We start from the raw sequence: 18,428 nt of genomic DNA on the forward strand, positions 1-18,428 counted from the left end.
CACGTGCCGAATGAGCCGTGGGACCTTAATCGGAAGCGGTTTTGGGCGTCTTGAGCCGAACGCCGCGGCCTTTGCCGTAGCTGGGCATGTTCTCGCCGATCAACTCGACACCCGCCGCGTCCAATGCATTGATGATCTTGGTCAGGGTGTCGACCACGCCGCGGACATTGCCCGAACTGGCCTCCATGCGCTGGATCGTGGGCAGGGAAACTCCGGCCTTTTCCGCCAGCGCCTTCTGATCCAGTCCGGCCAGAGCCCGTGCAGCGCGAAGCTGATCTGCGGTAATCAAAATTGCAGCTCCCACAGGTACGGAACGGGACGAGCTTTGAAGCAGGGGTAAGCCATGTACGGTTCCAGCGATAAGGCGATGCCGAGGCGGCGAATCATCCCCAAGTGAGAGGGAAGACGCCATCTCCAGCCCACATATTACATATATTCCATCTATATTGATGTATAAAACATCTCTTGATAGGCTATCGCCATCAAGCGCTTCCCTCGCCAGCGGGGCGTCGTCCTCGGTCTGCGCCGAGCGTCCGATCCGGGGCTCGCGGGCTTGCGTCTACAACGATCCTGGAGGTTCGCGTGGCTGAAAAGCTGCCGTGGTTAAGCACGCTATCGTCGGTCGGATTTCAGCTCACTTCCGCGATCGAAATCGAATTCAGAGGAAACCTGACGTTCAGCGAAGTCTATCGAGGGATCGATCAGGGCACGTTGCTGCAAGACATAGACCGGAAACTTCCCGGCGTATGCGACTTCAGTCTGTACCCGCCGGGCAGCGAACAATGCGCGGCACTGCTTGAGAGCCTCAAGCGAGCGGCAGGCGGATTGCAGGGATGCGAACGCCGCAAAGCGGGGCTGATCTCGTCCGGACTGCACCTGATCATCGCCCTGGTCTTCGAAGCGATACAGCAGCGCTACTGGGTGGATCCGCGCGAGGTGTAGCGCATCCCGATCAACGCGATGACTTCAGCGCGGAGGCGTCACGATGCCAGTGAAGTTGATTCAAAACGTATTGGGGGACGAACGAAAGCGAGAGCTTCTGGCTCAATACGAACTGGAGCCGCTGATCCACGCGCGACTGTTGAACGGGGCGCGGCTGATGTGCTGCTGCGGCAAGCCCCTGGGCACCGACTACTACCGATTCGACGCGTTCAATCGAAGCACGGCGGAGCAAGAGGGAATCGTCTACGCCGGCAGTACCGGCAACACCGGTTGCGCCGCTCGGTTGATGACGCTGGCGGCCGACAGGGGAGAGCACATCGGCAAGTTGCCATTGTTCGATCCGCTTGAGCTGCCGGCGGCGTTCAGAGTCAGGTCGGAAGCGCGCGGACGCGCGCGCGATCCCATGGCGCATTGGGACCCATTCAACCGCGAGTTGTTCAATGCCATCCACCTGACATTGATCGCATGGAACACCTCTCCCGGCAGAGTGCTGGCCCGTCTGCTCAGGGAATTGCGCCTCACCCCTGAGCGGCGCCTGCACGACTGGAAGGCCGAGTCGTTCAATACGGTGCTTGGATTCGGCCCAAGGACATTGACGCAGATGATCGCGTCGCTTCGTCAATCGAATCCAACCTTGCAGCGCTTCGAATTTCCCGAGCTTCAGGCGGCATTGCGCCATGTGACGCCGAACCATCTCTAACCGCTGTCTGGATCAACCCCCATGGTTGCATGGGGCGCTTCAATCTTCCGAAATCATCACTATGCTCACGAAAACGGATTGCGAACTGGCCCGCTTACCCTGGCGCGTGCTCGCCTTTGTCGAGGATCACTTGTCGAACGACGACATCTCCAGCGACAACGAGTTGTTCACCCACTTCGTCTCCAGCGGATTGACCCGCAGCCAGGCCGAGCGGGCGCTGAGCTATCGGCAGGCGTATCTGGGCAACGTATTTTTGAGCGACGAAACGCCGATTCGCATCGGCAGGCCTGGCCGCGATCGCTGACGCGGTTGTCGCCCGGCGCGAACGTTTGTTTGAAATCTGTTTCGACCTCTTCCGGCATCCGCCAAGCCCGCTTCGGCGAGCGTCCCTCTCATCGAATAATGGAACCGCAACATGATCGTGAAAGACAGCAATGGCACGCCGCTGGCGAATGGCGACTCGGTCCTGGTCATCAAGGATCTGAAGGTCAAGGGCACCTCGGTGACGCTCAAGCGCGGCACCTTGTGCAAGAACATCCGATTGACCGACGACGAGGAACTGATCGAGTGCAACGTCGAGAAGGTCAAAGGCTTGGTGCTGCGCACCGAGTTCTTGAAGAAGGCCTGACCTGATCCGGGCGGGCCAGGAAAACCCCATGGCCGTCGCCTGCGGCCGCGCGTTCGCCAGCACACCTCGCCGCGATGGCGGCGACTGTTCGCGCGGGACGGGACAGTAGTCCGGGCCCGTCAAGGCAAGCTCGTGTTGTTTCTCAGTTCGGCGACGATCAGATCGAGGAAGGTCCGGACTTTGGGCGAGGTGTATCGCCCCTCGCGGTGAAGCACGTGTATCGGCACCTTCGCCGGTTCGAACTCGCTCAAGACGATCTGCAACCGGCCGGCGGCCAGATAGGATTCGATCTGGTAAGAAGGCAATCGCGTGATGCCGAACCCGCTCAAGGCCGCATCGATCCCCGAGTCGTTGGCCGTCACCATCAGCCGTGGCGCGATGCGCTGCGTTTGCTGCTTGCGGCCTTCGCCGAATTTCCACTCGGTGACCGGGTTGGTGCCCAGGGCCGAGATGATGTCGTGCCCGGCCAGATCCGCGGGCGTCTTCGGCTGGCCGCGTTCGCGCAAGTAATCGGGCGACGCGCACAGCACCCTGCGCACATTCGCGACATGGATGGCCTGCAGGCTCGAATCCGGCAGTTCGCCTATGCGCACGCCGACGTCCACGCCTTCTTCCAGCAGATTCACCACCCGGTCCAGGAACATCGCCGACACCTGCACCGACCGATAGCGCCGCAGGTACTCGCCGATGACCGGCAGAACGAAGAGCCGGCCGAACTGCACCGGCGCGGTTACCGTCAGGTGCCCGCGCGGTTCGGCGTCGACGCCGCCGGCCGCTTCGTCCGCCTGGTCCAGTTCGGCCAGGATTCGGCGCGCATCTTCCAGGTAACGCCGCCCCGCGTCGGTGGCGCGAACGAAGCGGGTGGTGCGGCTGAGCAACTTGACGGCGAGGCGCTCTTCCAAGGTCGCCACCGCCCGGGTCACGGCGGGCGGCGACAGGCCCAGCTTGCGCGCGGCCGCGGCGAAGCTCTGTTCTTCGGCGACAGCCACGAACACGGTCAGCAGATGGAACCGGTCCATATCGATTATTCCGGTTACAGGAATAATAAATTTTGATTGGCGATTATTCTTATTGCAAGAGGAATGGGCGAAATTAGCCGCCAGCCCATCCGGCGGCGTCGAAGACGCAAGGTCTCGACCGCAGCCCTCACCCTAATTTCGGATTCGACACGATCATGGACAAACTGCTGACTGCCGTTCTGGCGACCTCGATGCTTCTCCCCGCGGCCGACGCGTCCGCCCTGCCGCCGCCGGCGCAAAGCGCCATGACGCGCCATAGCGTGGTCGAAGCCGACGGCGTGGAAATCTTCTACCGGGAAGCCGGCCCCAAGGACGCTCCGGTGATCGTGCTGCTGCACGGCCTGCCCAGCTCGTCGCACATGTACCGCGGCCTGATGCCGCTGCTTTCCGATCGCTATCGCGTGATCGCTCCGGACTACCCCGGTTTCGGCGCCAGCGCCGTGCCCGATCCGGCCGACTACGAATATTCGTTCGACCGGATCGCGCAGAGCATGCATCGGCTGCTGCGCAAGCTGGATGTGAAGTCCTACAGCCTGTATCTGTTCGACTACGGCGCGCCGGTCGGCTTGCGCATCGCGGCGAGCCATCCGGAAGAAATCGAGGGCTTGATCATCCAGAACGGCAACGCGTACGAAGAGGGGATGGGCTCGCTGTGGGATCCTTTGCGGGCCTATTGGAAGGAGCGCACGCCGCAGCGGTCGCAACAGATCGCAGACAAGCTGCTGAGTTTGAGCTCGACCAAATGGCATTACCTGCATGGCGTGCGCGATCCGTCGGCCATCGCGCCGGAAAACTGGCTGCTCGATCAGGCCTTGCTGGATCGTCCGGGCGTGCAGGACATCCAGTTGCGCCTGCTCTACGACTACGGCTCGAATCCGTCGCACTATCCGGCCTGGCAGGCGTATTTCCGCAAGCATCAGCCGCCGGCGCTGATCGTCTGGGGAAAGAACGATCCGATCTTTCTCACCCCGGGCGCCTATGCCTACCAGCGCGACCTGCCCAAGGCGCAAGTCCATCTGTTCGACACCGGCCATTTCGCACTTGAAGAGGACGCGGCGCCCATTGCAGGCTTGATTCGGGATTTCATGGACTCCAACGAGCGCGCGCATGGCGGATCGGCCGGAGCGCTTCGTTGAGCTGAGTCAAGGTCAAGGCCGCATGTCAGAAGGAGCCGTCTTCATGGTGGAGAAAAAATCGCTGACCGATATCGTGCAAGGCCTCACCCATCTGGCCGGCCGCACGCCGGCGATGGCGTTCGATGGCGTAGCCGATTCGGCGTTCGCCAAGGTCGCGCCATACCGCAATGGCGCGATCTCGGTGGGCTACTACTCCGGCAACACCGAGTGGGAGCGCCACCCCGGCGGGGACGAGATCGTGATGTGCATGGACGGACACACGACCGTGGTGCTGCTCGCGAACGGCGAGCAGCAGCGCATCGATCTGAAGGCCGGCGAGCTTGTGGTGGTCCCGCAGGGGCGCTGGCACCGATTCGAGAACTCCGTGCGGCTCAAGGTTATGGGCGTCACGCCGGAACCGACGGATCACAGTCTCGACTTGCCGCAGCATTAGCCTTGGCGCTGGGCTGCGCCAAGCCCCCCTTTCGCGAGGCGAGGGGCTTGGCGCGCTGCAACAACATCAATAGTCGAGGCGAACCCGCAGGCCGACCGTGCGCGGATCGTTCCAGTAAGCGCGGACGAAGCCGCCGCCGTCGCCGGCCGAGTTCTTGCTCATCTTGTCGGTGGCGTTGAGCACATACAGCTCGGCGCGCCAGAACGACGGCGACTGCAGGCTCAGGCTGGCATCGACCGTGGTGTAGGCCTCCTGCGCGTCGGAGATATGCGCGTTGTCGAGGTTGCGCAGGGTGAAGTACATCTTGTCCTGCCATTTCACGTTGACCCACGGCACCAGTTCATAACCGTTGCCGAACTTGAAGGTATGCGAGACGTTGACACCGGCGGTGAATTTCGGACTCATCGGCAGATGGTTGCCGGTGATGTCGTAGATCTGGCGGCCGGCCAGCGCGGGGTCGGTGCCCGTGTAGGGCGCCGGGCACGCCGGCGCGCCGAACTCTTCGCGCACGCCGCAGTTCCATTCGTCGCTGAAGGTGGGGTAGTCCTTGATCTTGCTGTTGATGTACGAGAAGAAACCGCCGATGCGGGTGTTGGGCGTGGGCAGGTAGTCCACTTCCACTTCCAGGCCCGGGATGTTCACCGTTCCGACGTTGACGGTCTGCCATTTGTTGACGATGTCGCAGGTCGGGTCCTGCGCCGGACAGGGTTCGTCGACGTGAACCTTGGCGGCGTAGAAGTCGCCGGTCACCTGCATGTCCTTGTAGCGGCTGTAGAAGGCGGTGACCGACAGGCTCAGGCGCTTGTCCAGCAGCAGGCCCTTGTAGCCGATTTCGAAGTTGGTGACGGTTTCGGGCTTGTACGGGAAGAAGGTGTAATGCGGGCCGGGCGGGCCGTCGATGCAGACCTTGCCGTCGCAGGCATCGTCCTTGTCGCCGAAGCCGCCGGCCTTGTAGCCGGTGGACAACGAAGCGAACAGGATTTCCTCATCGGACAGGTCCTTGGTCAGGCCCAGGCGATAGGTGAACTTGCGCCAGGCTTCGGAGTGTTCGTTCTCCGCCGGCGGTCCCCACAGCTTGTAGGCGTCGATGCCGCCGAACGGGCCCATGCGTTCGGTCAGGTCGCGGCCGTTGTGCGGGCGGAAGCCCGGCTCGCCCGGCGTGCCCGGGTCGTACAGGCCGTTGTAGTAGGCCGTCGATTCGGTATCCCAACCGCCGTATACCTGGCCGCCGCGGTCGGTCTTTTCGTCGCGGCTGTAGCGCGCGCCCATCGTCGCGGTCCAGGTGGGCGCGAAGCGCCAGTCGGCCTGGGCGAAGATCGCCTTGGCATCGACCTGGCGATTGGGCTGATGGTAGAACTGGCTGATCGGGTAGCCGAACGGCGCGTTGACCAGCAGTTCCTGCGCGTAGTTGATCTGGTTCTTCTCGTGCATCCAGAACAGGCCGGACACCAGCTTCAGGCGCTCGCCCTGATGCTTGAACTGCAACTCGTGCACGAACGACTGGTACTTCGAGTCCAACGTGATGGAGGTGTTGTCGCGTACCGGCCAGATGCCCCAGTCGCCTTCGTGCGGTACCGGCAAGGTGGCGGTGACCTGCGAGGGGATCTCGTGGTAGCCGCCGTCGTCGTCGGATATCTGCGAGCGCTTCTGCGTGGCGAAGGCCACGCTGTATTCGAGGCTGTTGCTGTCGCTGAGGAACCAGTTGAGGTTCGAGCGCACCGTGTCGATCGACATGTCGGTCTTGCCGGGCACGTTGATCTTCACGTCCCACTTGCCGCCTTGGCACGCGAAGCGGGTGCCGGCGGCCTGGTCGCAGTCCTTCAGTCCCACTTGCCCCGCGCCGGAGTTCTGGAATTTCTCGTAGGCCAGCAGCCATTCCACGTTGTCGGTGAAGGCGAAGCGGGCGGCGAGGCGGAACGCCCATTCGTCGCGGTTGTAGTAGTACTTGTCGCGCCCGACCTTGACGTTGCGGCGCTGGTCCACGTCCGGGATGCCGTCGGCGATGAAGCCGCGCTCGGGAATATTGACGTCGGTGAAGTCCTGCTGCTGGTCGATCCAGCCGTCGCGCTCGACCTTGGTCGCGGAAAAGCGCAGGGCGAAGCGATCGTTCACGGCGATGTTCTGGATCAGGTTGAGCTGGCGCAGGTTGTAGCTGCCCACGTCGAGTTCGGCGCTGCCGAAGGTGGAATCGAAACGCGGCTTGGCCGGAATGATGTTGATGCTGCCGCCGGTGGAGTTGCGGCCGAACAAGGTGCCTTGCGGGCCGCGCAACACTTCGACCTGGTCTACGTCGAACATCAGCGCCAGCGCGCCTTGCGGACGCGGCGAGTACAGGCCGGCCACATGCAGGCCCACGGCCGGGTCGCCGATCTCGGTGAAGTTGTTCGCGCCGATGCCGCGGATGCTGACCTGCACGCCGGAATCCGGGCCGGCGCCGATCTGCACGTTGGGCATCGTGCCCGACAGGCCGCGCACGTCCCGGATGCCTTCGCGGGTCAGCGCTTCCTGGGTGACGGCGGTGACGGCCACCGGCGTCTTGAGCAGATCCGATTCGATGCGGGTGGCGGACACGTGCACGGTTTCCAGGGTGGTCCTGGTTTCGCCCGCGTCGGCCTGCTTGTCCTTCTCGGTCGTGCTGGACTGGGCCATGACCGGAGCGGTCGCGCAACTGATCAATACCGCTGCCACCGCGGCGGCGATGCCGGTCGGTCGAACATCGCTGGGATGCTTTTTCATTGATTGGCTCCTGGTTGTACGGCGACTCGGGCCGGCGGACCCGTGCAGTGGCTGGTGGTGTTGCCCGGTCAGGGCGAGGCGGGAGTGTTTTTCCCGGAGTACAGGGTTTGGTTGCGCACCAGCGGCCTGGCCCAGGCGCTGACGCTGAGGATGTAGAGCAGGGGAATGAAGACCAGCGACAGGCCCACGCGCAGGCCCCAGTGATCGGCGATCAAGCCGATCAGCAGCGGCACGACGGCGCCGCCGAGAATGCCGCTGCACAAGATTCCCGAGAACGCGCCGTGATGCTGGCTGACCGAATTCAATCCCAGCGAGAAGATCACCGAGAACATCACCGACAGGAAAAAGCCCGCGGCGGGAAAGGCCAGCAGCGAGATCTCCGCCGTGCCGAACAGCGCCAGGCCCAGGCAGACGATGGCCAGCGTCGAGAAGATCGCCAGCACCTGCTTCGAATCCAGCAGTTTCAGCAGGCCCAGGCCGGCCAGGCAGCCCAGCGACATCAAGCCCCAGAAGCGGCTGACGGCGATCGCGCCTTGTTCGGTGGCCGACATGCCGTGGTAGCTGTGCAGGAACTGCGACATCCAGTTGGCGAGGGATTGCTCGGTGCCGACATAGGCGACGATGCCCAGGAAATACAGACGCACATCGACGCGCCGCAGCAGGCTGCGGTAAGCGTCGCGGCTGCCTGTGCGCTCGTCGTCCTTCAGTTCCACTTTTGGCAGCGGCAGCTTGTAGTTGAGCAGGGCCAGCAGCACGAAGGCGGCGCTGAAAAACCAGTAGAACGTCAGCCAAGCCAGCGGCTGTCCCTCGATGCCCGGACGCTGCATGTAGAGCCGGAACGCCAGCGGGCTGAGGAAGGAAGCCAGGCCGAACACCAACTGCGCCATCACCGAGAAGAAAGCGAAGTGCTCCTCGCCGGCGGCCGTGCGCATCAGCGGGTTGATCACCACCTGCAGCAGCGCCATCCCCAGGCCGATGACGAACAAGCCGGCGACGACCGAGACGTAACCGGGCATCACCGCGATGGCCAGCGCGCCGATGAAATTCAGCGCGAAGGCGGTGAATAAAGTGAGGCGGGTGCCGCGCACTTCGATCAGGATGCCGCCCGGGATCGAGATCAGGCCGTAGGCCAGGAAGAAGGAGAACGGCATGAAGCCGGCCATGGTCAGGCTCAGCTTGAAATCCTGGATGGCGATGGGCATCAGCGGCCCGATCAGATTGGTGATGAAGGAGATCGCGAACCAGATCAGGAGGATGTAGCTGACGATCATCGGCCGGTGCTTCATCGTCGTATCCGTTCGGTCAGGACTGCGGCAGCAGGCAATGGGAGAGTTCGCCGGCGGCGATGCTCTTGCGCGGGAAGCGGGGCAGGATCGCGCTGGCGGTGCGACAACCGGCCGCCAGCGCCTCGATCAGGCTGGCCCGATTCAAACGCGCGGCCAGATAGCCGGTGTTGAAGCTGTCGCCGGCGCCCACGGTGTCGAAGATTTCCAGCGTCTCTTGCGTGGCGTAGCGGATGCTGCGGCCATCGACGTGACCCAGCGCGCCGGCGGCGCCCAGTTTCACGATCAGATGCGCACCGGGCTTGAGCAGGCCGGCGACGCGTTGCACGGCGAGTTCCAGGTCGTGGCAGTCGTCCGGATTGCCGGCGATGCTCATCGCCTCCAGCTCGTTGACCAGCAGATGGTCGCAATGGGCCAGCCAGCCTTCGACTTCCTCGTGCACCTGGGGCGTCCAGCCTTCCGGCGGCCAGCCGGTGTCCAGCGCGATTTGATAGCCCTTGGCCGAGGCCTGCGCCAGCAACTGGCGGAAGCGTTCGCGCAGGCCCGGCAGCAGGAAGGGGGCGGTGAACAAAGCGACGCTGCCGGGCGAGGCCTGCGGCAGGTGTTTCAGCACGAAGTCCGGCGTCAGATGTTGCAGATGCCCGTAGCTGGTGAAGAAGGTGCGCTCGCCGCCGGTGTGCAGCAGGCCCACCGACATGGTGGTGTCGCTGGCGCAGGTCTGCAGTTCGACGCGGATACCCGACAGCTGCAGCAGCAGCCACTGGGCCAGGTCGTCGTTACCGATCGCGCCGATCAGATGCGGGCTAAGGCCGAGATGCCGGGCCGCGAGGGCGGAGTTGGCGGCCGAACCGCCGGCGCGCAGCTCGCTGCGCGGCAGCAACTGTTCGGTGCCGATCTTGGGCCAGCCGTCCAGCGTGCCCAGAACCAGGTCTACGCTGACGTCGCCGATGATGCTGAATTGGGGAGGGCTGAGTTGAGGCTGATCGAGCTTCATGGGGGGCGACTATAGCCACCCCAATTCCGCCTCGTCAATAAAAATATCCAGTGGAAGTTTAATTAAACCCGGCGCCCTCCGACGGACGGGCGGTGACCGAGCAGCTCCGCCGTCTGGAGTTCCTCCAGGTCGTCTTTCTGCAGGCCTTCCAGGCGCGGCGAGAGCAGTTCATGGATCGGCAGCACCGCCGCGCCCAGCAGCGAACAGTCTTCCTCGCGCTGGGAAATCATCACCCGCGGCCATTGCGGGGCGGGCCGGCCGCGGACCGAGCGGTGCAACGGCTGGGCGAGGTCGACCAGGCGCTGCACCAGTTTCTGCGGCGCCGATCCGCCGATGACGATGGTCTGCGGGTCGAGCATGTTCTCGATCATGCAGATGGCGTCGCGCAGGCGCTGCGATGCCTGCTCGCACCACTGCTGCAGGGGCAGGTCCCCGGCGTCGTCCAGGCGGTCGAGCAAGTCCGTGGTGTGGATCTGCCCGTCGTCCAGGCCCAGCGCCTCGGCCAGCGAGTGCAGCGACAGGTAGCGCTCCAGGCAGCCCTGGTTGCCGCAATAACAGGGCGTGCCGCCGGGAACGACCGGCACGTGGCCGATCTCGGTGGCGTTGCCGTCGGCGCCGCGGTAAGTGTTGCGGCCGACGATCAACGAGCCGCCCAGGCCCATGCTCAGATGCAGGTAGAAGAAGTTGTCCAGGTGTCTGGCGACCCCGTACAAGGTCTCGCCGAGCGCGCCGGCCACGCTGTCGACGCTGTGGAACAGGGGCAGGCCGGTGGCTTCCTGCAACTGGTCGAGGATGGACAGGTCCTTCCAGCCCTCCAGTGCGGTGGGGCCGACAAAACTCAGTTCGGTGTCGCCGAGCGGGCCGGGCAGGGCCACGCCGATGCCCCACAGCCGGGCATTGGCCTGGCGGCGCAGGGTGGCCACCAGTTCCAGCAGCGCGGCCAGCAGCTGCGGGCGATCGCAGCCCTGCAACGGCACCTCGCAGCGCGCATCGATCCGGCCCACCAGATTGACCAGCGCGCCCGAGGCGCGGCCCGGTTCCAGGCTGATGCCGATGGACTGGCCGGCATCGGGATTGATCTCGAAGGCGATCGGCGGCTGGCCGCGGGTCTTCAGATCCTTCTGCCGGCGCGAAACGATCAGGCCGATCGATTCCAGCTCATTGGTGATGTTGGCGACCGTCTGCGGGCTGAGCGAGACCTTTTCCTGGATGTCCTTGCGCGAAGCCGCGCCGTGCTGGCGGATGAAATCCAGCACGAGGCGGCGGTTGTAGGGGGCGCTGGATTGCTGGGTGGCGCCGCGGCCAATGTTCATAGGCGTCGAAACCGGTTGAGCGTAGGGGAGGGATGGCTCGTATTATTCATACATCCATGTGAAGTATTTATTGACGAAGGCCGGCGACATGGCTAAGTTGCGGTGGCTAGTCTATCCGGAACCGTGCCGATGACCCGTTTGCCGCATTCCCGCAAGACCGGAATTCAAGTGGTGGCCGCGCTGGCGGTGGCCTGGTCCGGCCTGTTGCAGCCGGCCGGCGCCGCCTCGCCGGAAGCGTCGAAGACCACGGTGTCGGTGAGCCTGCCCAAAGAGCCGCTGCTGGTACACATCAACGAGGTGGCGCTGGAGCGCAAGGGGCCGAAACTGGCCGTCGTCGAATACGCGGGCGAGGCCGGGGAAGGCAGCTACACCGTGCTGCGCGACGGCAAGCCGATCAAGCAAGGCGAGCTGCGGCCGCTGCAGCCGTTTAGCGAGTGGAGCCCGGGCAAGCGCTATTTCAGCGTCGATTTTTCCGATGCGCAGGAGGCCGGCAAGTACGAAGTGGACGTGCGCATCGGCAATCGGCATGCGCAGTCGGCCTCCGTGCCGGTACGCGACAACGCGGTCTTCGCCACTACCGGCGCGCAGTTGCTGGGCTACTTCAAGCGCAGCCGCCACACCGACGACGCCGATCGCGACCTGCCCATCTTCAAGAGCACGCGCACAGTGAACGTATGGGGCGGCTGGCAGGATGCCGGCGGCGACAAGGGCAAATACCTGTCGCACCTGGGCTACGCCAACCATTTCAATCCGCAGCAGGCTTCGATGGCGGCGTGGGTGCTGGCCTATGGCGCGCATGTGCGCAAAGCTTTGTTTACCGCCCACGGCCTGCAGACGCAGGCCGAGGACGAAGCGTTCTGGGGCGCGGACTATCTGCACCGCATCCTGGATGCTGAGGGCTACTTCTACACCACGGTGTTCGACCAATGGGGCACGCCGGGCGCCAAGCGCATGGTCACCGGCTATGAAGGCGCGGCCGGAACGTACACCACGCTGTACCGCTCGGCATTTCGCGCCGGCGGCGGCATGGCCATCGCCGCGCTCGCGCGTGCTTCGATGCTGGCCAGGCAAAGCGGCCGCCATGGCGAATTCGACGGCGCGCAATATCTCGCCGATGCCGAGCGTGCTTACGCGCACCTGCGCAAGTTCAATCCGCAGTACGGTGCCGACGGCAAAGAAAACATCATCGACGATTACACCGCCTTGATGGCGCTGGTGGAATTGCACAACGCCACCGGCCAGTCGCGCTATCTCGACGACGCGCGCGAGCGCGCCGCCAGCCTGATCGCGCGTCAGCAGGCCGACGGCGGTTTCGTCAGCGACGGCGGCAGCCGCCCGTACTACCACGCCGCCGAAGCGGGCTTGCCGGTGATCAGCCTGTCGGCCTATGTCGATATCGAACCGGAGCAGGGACGTCGTCAACGCGCGCTGGATGCCATCGGCGTGGCGCTCAAGCACGAGTTGACCATCACCAACGCGGTCGCCAATCCGTATGGCTACGCCCGCCAGCGCTTCCAGCTGACGCAGGACGGCAAGGCCGCGGGCGAGGTGCTGGAAGGATTCTTCATTCCGCATCGCAACGAAACCGGCTACTGGTGGCAAGGCGAAAGCGCCCGCCTGGCCTCGCTCAGCGCGGCCATGATCATCGGCGGCCGCAAGCTGTCGGACCACGGCACGGCCGGCTATGGCCTGTCCGCCGAGCGGGCGGGTTATGCGCAGAGCCAGCTCGACTGGACGCTGGGCCGCAACCCTTACGGCATCTGCATGCTCTACGGTTTCGGCCGCAAGAACCCGCCGACCGTGCTGGAGAGCGCCGGCGAAATGTTCGTCGGCGGCATCTCCAACGGCATCACCGGCGCAGTAGGCAGCGACACCGGCGCCGGCATCAGCTTCGCGCCCGGCCCGGATTCGGAGCAGTGGCGCTGGGTGGAGCAGTGGATTCCGCACACGACCTGGATGCTGTTTGCGGTCATGGCGATGACGGCGGACGAAACGCGCTGAACTGTTCGCGGCGCTAGCTCAAGCGCAGGGCGCGGATCAACGCGGAAAGCGCCGCCGATTGATGGCGCCGATCCGGATAGTAGATAAAGAATCCGGGAAAGGACGGCGACCAGTCTTCCAGCACCCTGACGAGCCGGCCCCGGTCGATGTAGTCCGCCACCTGATCTTCATAGGCCAGCGCGATACCCAGGCCGGCCAAGGCGGCGTGGATGGCGAGGCTGGTGTCGTCGACGACCAGCGGCCCGGCGACGCTGATTGTTACGGGCAGGCCGCCCTTCTCGAATTCCCATCGATACGAGCCGCCCGGAAGACGCAGCCCGATGCAGTTGTGGGCGCTCAGGTCCCGCGGGTGCAAGGGGAGGCTGCGCGTCGCGAAATATCCGGGTGAAGCCACGGCGGCCAGCCGCAGTTCCTGGGTCACGCGCGCGGCGATCATGTCCTTCTGAATGAATTCTTCCAGTTGGATGCCGGCATCGAACCCGCCGCCGACCAGATCCACCGGGCCCGTGCAGGTGGACACATCGAGCACCACCTCGGGATAAGCCGCGGCGAACGCCGGAAGTTTGCGCAACAGCATCAAGGCAGCGGCGGATTTCGACACGGCAAGGCGAAGCCGGCCGGCCGGACGATCGCGAGCGGTGCGAACCTCGTTGAGCGCGCGATCGATCTGCTCGAGCGCCGGCGAGAGACTCTTCAACAGTTCGGCGCCCGCGGAAGTCGGCGATACGCTTTTGGTGGTGCGGGCGAGCAGTTGCAGTTCCAGCCGACGCTCCAGGCCGCGGATCGTGTGGCTCAGCGCGGACTGCGTGACCCCGAGCCGCTCCGCGGCCCTGGTAAAGCTTCGCTCGGCGGCGACGACGGCGAATGCCGCGAGGTCGTTCAATTCGCTCTTCATGAAATCGACTCATGAGTCCTATGCAGATATGTGCACTTTACTCATATATAGGCGCGATCCAATATTCCATGCGGCGACCGCGAGAGAACGCCCAGAGTGGAAAGGGGGCAACCGCCGCCGCGTTCGCAACAATCAATCTTCGATACCAGGCAATGGGATAAATCCATGCAAGACGCCGAACATGCTTTGCGAGCCTTGGCTCAAGTCTATTTCGATGCCGCGTACGACATGGACGCGGAACAGTTCCAGACGATATTTCACCCCAGCAGCGCGGTAACCAGAATCGGCGATGACGGCGAAGTCGGCGTGATGCCGATCGAGACCTGGCTGTCCGGCGTGCGCAATGCGACCGCGCCGCGAAAACTCGGACTTGAGCGCAAGGACGAGGTCGTCGCGGTCGACGTTTCGGACGATCTCGCCCTGGTAAAGCTGAAGCTGCAGATGCCGCCGCGTTACTTCACCGATCTGCTGTCATGCCTGAAGGTGCAGGGCAACTGGAAGATTGTTCAGAAGGTAATGTCGGTTGATGTGCGCAGGGACTAACCCAGATCGCGCCGCCTGCCGTGGGCGGACGCAGAAGACTCCAAGGCTGCTAACTCCATAAAATCGCCGTTTAACGGCAACCGCGCGCCGTGTCACCACAGCGCGTGGTCGGCGAAGCGCTGGCGATCCCACGCTTCGATGAAAACCAGGCGACTGCCGCGCCTCAATTGCAGCCTGTACCCGCTGCGCTGCACAACTCCCGGCCCGTGCCGTTGTTGAAGATCGTGCTGATCTCGTTCTTGCTCAGCGCACGGCGCCAGATGCCGATGTCGTCAAGGTCGGCCTTCAGCTGCGACACATACGAGCCGGTGCCGTCCTGGCCGATGTTGAACGGCAACGATGAGCCGATATCCTGCAGGGCGGTGACCTCGTTGGAAATGAAATACAGCTTGCCCGCGGGACTGCCGGCGTAGACCGTGGACAGGCCGTTGGCGCGGTCCACCGTGATGGCGAGGAACCACCAGCCGCTGGACGATTCGGCCGTGCTGATCCGGTAGGCGTCGCTGCGATGCGCGCCGGTGTCGGCGAGGTTAAGCCCGAGTCCGGAACCCGATCCGGACACGCCCACCGAGAACAGCACGCCGGACTGGGCGCCGTTGTTCCAGTTCTTGTTGCCGAAGATGACCGGGTCGCCTGTTTGCGCACCGCCGCGATACCAGGTGGTGAAGGTAAAGCTGCTGCCTGCGCTGCCGCCGAAATCGAGATCGGGCCGGTGGGCCCCGAAGCTGAGGTATTCCTTCTGTTTTTTCTGGCTGGCGATTTGTACGCCATTGCCGAACTTGCCGACGATGAAAAACGGCGTGCCTGCACCCACCGCGACATTGTTGCCTCGGCCGGTGGCGTCGGCGTAGTTGCCGTTAAAGCGCAGGTTGGCGACGAGGCCGGTGGCCAGGGAGCCGTCGGCAGGCCGAATATTTCGGCCCTGAACTACGCCGTCGAGCATGTAGCTGCCGCTGCCGTCGGCCAACTGGAATACCTGGCCCGGATCGATGCCGAAGTGAGTCAGTACGGTGGCGGACGCGTCTTTATTGCCTGCCCGGCCCGCGAGCACGCCCTGCGCGACGGATTTGCTCGCGACCAGGAAGGGGATCGTATAGCACGCCGCTTCCATCGCGCCGTGCCCGTCGCGGCCACCATGGTCGGAAGTAACGAGGATCTGCCAGTTCTCGTTGGCGAAGTTGGGACGGGCTTTTACTGCCGCGAGCAGTTGGCCGATCTGGCCGTCCACTTCTTCCACTTCGGCGAGATAGGAACTGCTCAGCCAGGTGCTGGCATGTCCGGCGTGATCGACATCGTCGAAGAAAACGAACATCGCATCCACATCGCGCCCCAGCGGCCAGTTGACGTCGCTGTAGGCGCCACGCAGCATCTGCGCGCCGACGGCGGCGGATGTGGCGTCGTTGGAGACTTTCAGGTAGTCGGCCGCCGTTGGGACCACGCCATCGGAAGACCAGGTGGCCAGTTTCGCGGTACTGAGCGAAGGATTCTTTTGCTCGAGGATGGTCAGGTAGTCGAGCTGTTTGACCGCCGCCATCTGCGTATTGTCGTTGGCGGTGACCATGTGCTTGATCGCGGTGACGCCGGTATAGATCGAGGTATGGTTGGGGCCGCTCAAGGTGGCGGCGTCCTTGATCGTCTGGGCCTGGTGGGCGTAGGCACCGCGATAGCCGCTGGACCAGGTGCCGTTGATCAGGCTGCGGATATTGGGCGCGTTGGCTATTTCGACAGCGTCGGCGCGGGCGCCGTCGATCGCGATCACCAGCGACTTCGGCGTCGCGGTCTGCGCGAATGCTGGCAATGCAGCCAGGCCCAGCAGCATCGAAAAGGCGGCTTGCGGCAGCAAAGGGATTGTATTCACCACAGTTCCTGATGGACGGTTGATGGGCGACGCGTATCGTCGTTGGATGGACTTGTGGCGAATCCAGTCGCCGCACTGCGTCACATGGACGGTGATAATGAATCGTCAGGGATCGTAACGATGCGAGCCCATGTGGTTCGTGATTAGGGTCACGCGCGCGGGAGATTTGGTGCGTGATAAAGATTGGCCATGACGCTGAATTTCCTAATCGCGATTAGCTTGTGCGTAAGCACGCCTGTGTTGAACGAAGCGTGCTCGCCGGAGCGAACAGCGGATCGGCACGCTCATGCCGGCCTGATCCGCCGCGGCGTCGCTGTCGCTCGGCGATATGCAAGGAGCATCGAATAATTCCTTGCATATGCCATTGGGCTGGAGCGGCGCTCAGTGCTTATCGACGGCCTGCAGCCGAAGCATCACCACCCCGTGCGAAGGAACGGTGGCGGAATAACGGCCGGATTTTGCCCCCAGCGATTTGTGCGCCCACAGGTCGCGCACTTCCACGGGCACCGAGGCGGGCAGGCCCAGCTCCGGCCAGCTCACCGCGATCTCGGCCGGCGCTTTGCCGCGGTTGAACAAGATCACCGCCCGGCCGCCGTCGGCGAGCGGCTTGGACCACACCTCTAAGTCGCCATCGTCGCGCACGCGCCGTCCCTGGACGCCGAGTGGATCCTGATCGACGGCTATGACCTCGCGATTGAGAAGGATCTCGCCGGTAGTCTTATCCATGCTGGCGATGTCGTTGCCGGCGAGCAACGGCGCGGCCATCAACGCCCACAGGCTGAACTGCGAACGGTATTCATCCGTCGTCATGCCGCCGTTGCCGACCTCCAGCATGTCGGGGTCGTTCCAATGGCCTGGGCCGGCGTAGGGATGCAGCGGTTCGTGCAGATCGATGATGTTGGACACGCCCAGCGCGAACATGCCGCCGCCTTCCCAGCGATCGTTGATGTCTTCGGTGGTCCGCCACAAGTTGCCGATCTTCTGGCCCCATTCCCAAGGCCGGCTCTTGTCGCTGAAGGTGGGCCGGTTGACGCCCCAGTTGCAGATCGAGAGCACGACATCGCGCCCGGTCGCGCGCAGCGCGTCGGCCATCAGCGAATAGGCTTCCTGGCTGTCGCGCGTGCCGGTGTAGCACCAGTCGTACTTGAGGTAGTCCGCGCCCCATTCGGCATACGTGCGCGCATCCTGGAACTCGTAGCCTTGGCTGCCCGGGCGACGGCCGCAGGTCATGCGTCCCGCGTCGGAGTAGATGCCGAACTTCAGTCCCTTGGCGTGGATGTAGTCGGACAGCGCCTTGATTCCGGATGGGAACTTCACCGGATCGGCGGTGATGCGTCCGTCTTTGTCGCGCGGGCCTTGCCAGCAGTCGTCGATGATCACGTACTCGTAGCCGGCGTCTTTCATGCCGCTGCTTACCATGGCGTCGGCGACGCTGCGCACGACCTTCTCGCTGATCTGGCAGCCGAATTTGTTCCAGCTGTTCCAGCCCATCGGCGGCGTCATCGCCAGTCCGTTATGTGTGCGCTTAGGGTCTTTCGACGCGGGAAACAGGTTGGCGTTGGGGCCGAATTCGACGTTGTAGTCGTCCAGCGGAGTGAACTTCTTGGCTTGCACGGCCTGCGCCGCGGCGCCGGTGGAGCTCAGCAGCGCGGTGGTGAGCAGCACTGCGCGAGCGAGGGTGAAGCGAAATCGACGGTCGTGCATGGGCGGTTTCCTTGGGCGGCTCGAAAGTGCGGAATCAACCGGTCGCTCCGATATGACACAGGCCCGAAGCCTATCCAGCCCACGGGCGATCGAGGCCGCAAGAGAGAGGGTTCGATGCGGGTGCTCTATGCGGCGTCGTTCGTTACGCGTCCGATTTTCGCGCCGATCGTAGCGTAAGAGCGGCAGCCGTCATGGACGATGTGAGGTCCAGGCATTAGAGAATTTTGTTTGTGCAAAATTCGG

Annotated in this window: 16 protein-coding genes and 1 pseudogene; 8 read left to right on the plus strand and 9 right to left on the minus strand. The window is 63.8% G+C overall.

Features of this window, described 5'->3' with window-relative positions; translation table 11 throughout:
- Positions 1–25: 25 nt before the first annotated feature.
- Complete coding sequence (locus LG3211_RS11485; protein ID WP_237049872.1) at positions 26–304, minus strand: helix-turn-helix domain-containing protein; 279 nt, start codon at positions 302–304, stop codon at positions 26–28.
- 278 nt (positions 305–582) lie between these two features.
- Between LG3211_RS11485 and LG3211_RS11490 the strand changes: the two genes are divergently transcribed.
- The 4 genes and pseudogenes from LG3211_RS11490 to LG3211_RS11505 all read left to right on the plus strand — a co-directional run.
- Positions 583–942: a hypothetical protein gene (locus LG3211_RS11490; RefSeq protein ID WP_057942967.1), complete on the plus strand. Its 360-nt coding sequence runs from the start codon at positions 583–585 to the stop codon at positions 940–942.
- Positions 943–985: 43 nt separating this feature from the next.
- Positions 986–1,642, plus strand: coding sequence for a hypothetical protein (locus tag LG3211_RS11495; RefSeq protein WP_057942968.1), 657 nt, complete (start codon positions 986–988; stop codon positions 1,640–1,642).
- A gap of 61 nt (positions 1,643–1,703) precedes the next feature.
- Positions 1,704–1,946, plus strand: a complete 243-nt coding sequence (locus tag LG3211_RS11500) for a hypothetical protein (protein WP_057942969.1) — start codon at positions 1,704–1,706, stop codon at positions 1,944–1,946.
- A 114-nt stretch (positions 1,947–2,060) separates the two neighbouring features.
- Positions 2,061–2,270, plus strand: a pseudogene (locus LG3211_RS11505) (alkylphosphonate utilization protein); the annotation flags it as partial.
- Positions 2,271–2,389: 119 nt separating this feature from the next.
- On the opposite strand, the gene LG3211_RS11510 reads toward LG3211_RS11505, so the two are convergent.
- Positions 2,390–3,289, minus strand: a complete 900-nt coding sequence (locus tag LG3211_RS11510) for a LysR family transcriptional regulator (protein ID WP_057942971.1) — start codon at positions 3,287–3,289, stop codon at positions 2,390–2,392.
- A gap of 155 nt (positions 3,290–3,444) precedes the next feature.
- On the opposite strand from LG3211_RS11510, the gene LG3211_RS11515 reads away from it, so the two are divergent.
- Together LG3211_RS11515 and LG3211_RS11520 are read left to right on the plus strand one after the other, a co-directional pair.
- Positions 3,445–4,425: an alpha/beta fold hydrolase gene (locus LG3211_RS11515; RefSeq protein WP_057942972.1), complete on the plus strand. Its 981-nt coding sequence runs from the start codon at positions 3,445–3,447 to the stop codon at positions 4,423–4,425.
- Between the two features lie 43 nt (positions 4,426–4,468).
- The gene (locus tag LG3211_RS11520) at positions 4,469–4,858 is read left to right on the plus strand and encodes a cupin domain-containing protein (RefSeq protein ID WP_237049873.1); all 390 of its coding nucleotides are present in this window, start codon (positions 4,469–4,471) and stop codon (positions 4,856–4,858) included.
- A gap of 66 nt (positions 4,859–4,924) precedes the next feature.
- On the opposite strand, the gene LG3211_RS11525 is transcribed toward LG3211_RS11520, so the two are convergent.
- From LG3211_RS11525 to LG3211_RS11540, 4 genes are all read right to left on the minus strand, one after another.
- Entirely contained in the window at positions 4,925–7,594 is a 2,670-nt protein-coding gene (locus LG3211_RS11525) for a TonB-dependent receptor (protein WP_148648862.1), read from the minus strand.
- Positions 7,595–7,662: 68 nt separating this feature from the next.
- A complete protein-coding gene (locus LG3211_RS11530; RefSeq protein ID WP_057942973.1) occupies positions 7,663–8,880 on the minus strand; it encodes an MFS transporter in 1,218 nt (405 codons plus the stop codon).
- Positions 8,881–8,896: 16 nt separating this feature from the next.
- Positions 8,897–9,871 (minus strand): carbohydrate kinase family protein, encoded by a 975-nt coding sequence (locus LG3211_RS11535; protein ID WP_057942974.1) that lies wholly within the window; start codon positions 9,869–9,871, stop codon positions 8,897–8,899.
- A gap of 62 nt (positions 9,872–9,933) precedes the next feature.
- Positions 9,934–11,184 carry an ROK family transcriptional regulator gene (locus LG3211_RS11540; RefSeq protein ID WP_057942975.1) on the minus strand — a complete coding sequence of 417 codons (1,251 nt, stop codon included), beginning with the start codon at positions 11,182–11,184 and terminating at the stop codon, positions 9,934–9,936.
- A 129-nt stretch (positions 11,185–11,313) separates the two neighbouring features.
- Here LG3211_RS11540 and LG3211_RS11545 point away from each other — a divergent pair, with 129 nt between their 5' ends.
- Complete coding sequence (locus LG3211_RS11545) at positions 11,314–13,185, plus strand: glycoside hydrolase family 9 protein (protein WP_057942976.1); 1,872 nt, start codon at positions 11,314–11,316, stop codon at positions 13,183–13,185.
- Positions 13,186–13,198: 13 nt separating this feature from the next.
- Here LG3211_RS11545 and LG3211_RS11550 read toward each other — a convergent pair whose 3' ends face one another.
- Entirely contained in the window at positions 13,199–14,080 is an 882-nt protein-coding gene (locus LG3211_RS11550) for a LysR family transcriptional regulator (protein WP_057942977.1), read from the minus strand.
- A 165-nt stretch (positions 14,081–14,245) separates the two neighbouring features.
- Here LG3211_RS11550 and LG3211_RS11555 point away from each other — a divergent pair, with 165 nt between their 5' ends.
- A complete protein-coding gene (locus tag LG3211_RS11555; protein ID WP_057942978.1) occupies positions 14,246–14,623 on the plus strand; it encodes a nuclear transport factor 2 family protein in 378 nt (125 codons plus the stop codon).
- Between the two features lie 163 nt (positions 14,624–14,786).
- On the opposite strand, the gene LG3211_RS11560 is transcribed toward LG3211_RS11555, so the two are convergent.
- On the minus strand, positions 14,787–16,442 hold the full coding sequence (locus LG3211_RS11560; RefSeq protein WP_148648863.1) for an alkaline phosphatase family protein: 1,656 nt from the start codon (positions 16,440–16,442) through the stop codon (positions 14,787–14,789).
- A gap of 420 nt (positions 16,443–16,862) precedes the next feature.
- A complete protein-coding gene (locus LG3211_RS11565) occupies positions 16,863–18,185 on the minus strand; it encodes a glycoside hydrolase family 27 protein (RefSeq protein WP_235114795.1) in 1,323 nt (440 codons plus the stop codon).
- Positions 18,186–18,428 lie beyond the last annotated feature (243 nt).

Origin of the sequence: Lysobacter gummosus (assembly GCF_001442805.1) — a bacterium.
Classification (GTDB): domain Bacteria; phylum Pseudomonadota; class Gammaproteobacteria; order Xanthomonadales; family Xanthomonadaceae; genus Lysobacter; species Lysobacter gummosus.

Excerpts from the sequence above, each read along its gene's own strand:
- LG3211_RS11525 (WP_148648862.1), bottom strand. The coding sequence starts at position 7,594 with ATGAAAAAGCATCCCAGCGATGTTCGACCGACCGGCATCGCCGCCGCG.
- LG3211_RS11520 (WP_237049873.1), top strand. The coding sequence starts at position 4,469 with ATGGTGGAGAAAAAATCGCTGACCGATATCGTGCAAGGCCTCACCCAT.
- LG3211_RS11510 (WP_057942971.1), bottom strand. The coding sequence starts at position 3,289 with ATGGACCGGTTCCATCTGCTGACCGTGTTCGTGGCTGTCGCCGAAGAA.
- LG3211_RS11540 (WP_057942975.1), bottom strand. The coding sequence starts at position 11,184 with ATGAACATTGGCCGCGGCGCCACCCAGCAATCCAGCGCCCCCTACAAC.
- LG3211_RS11530 (WP_057942973.1), bottom strand. The coding sequence starts at position 8,880 with ATGAAGCACCGGCCGATGATCGTCAGCTACATCCTCCTGATCTGGTTC.
- LG3211_RS11565 (WP_235114795.1), bottom strand. The coding sequence starts at position 18,185 with ATGCACGACCGTCGATTTCGCTTCACCCTCGCTCGCGCAGTGCTGCTC.
- LG3211_RS11550 (WP_057942977.1), bottom strand. The coding sequence starts at position 14,080 with ATGAAGAGCGAATTGAACGACCTCGCGGCATTCGCCGTCGTCGCCGCC.
- LG3211_RS11555 (WP_057942978.1), top strand. The coding sequence starts at position 14,246 with ATGCAAGACGCCGAACATGCTTTGCGAGCCTTGGCTCAAGTCTATTTC.
- LG3211_RS11545 (WP_057942976.1), top strand. The coding sequence starts at position 11,314 with ATGACCCGTTTGCCGCATTCCCGCAAGACCGGAATTCAAGTGGTGGCC.
- LG3211_RS11535 (WP_057942974.1), bottom strand. The coding sequence starts at position 9,871 with ATGAAGCTCGATCAGCCTCAACTCAGCCCTCCCCAATTCAGCATCATC.
- LG3211_RS11515 (WP_057942972.1), top strand. The coding sequence starts at position 3,445 with ATGGACAAACTGCTGACTGCCGTTCTGGCGACCTCGATGCTTCTCCCC.
- LG3211_RS11495 (WP_057942968.1), top strand. The coding sequence starts at position 986 with ATGCCAGTGAAGTTGATTCAAAACGTATTGGGGGACGAACGAAAGCGA.
- LG3211_RS11500 (WP_057942969.1), top strand. The coding sequence starts at position 1,704 with ATGCTCACGAAAACGGATTGCGAACTGGCCCGCTTACCCTGGCGCGTG.
- LG3211_RS11560 (WP_148648863.1), bottom strand. The coding sequence starts at position 16,442 with ATGCTGCTGGGCCTGGCTGCATTGCCAGCATTCGCGCAGACCGCGACG.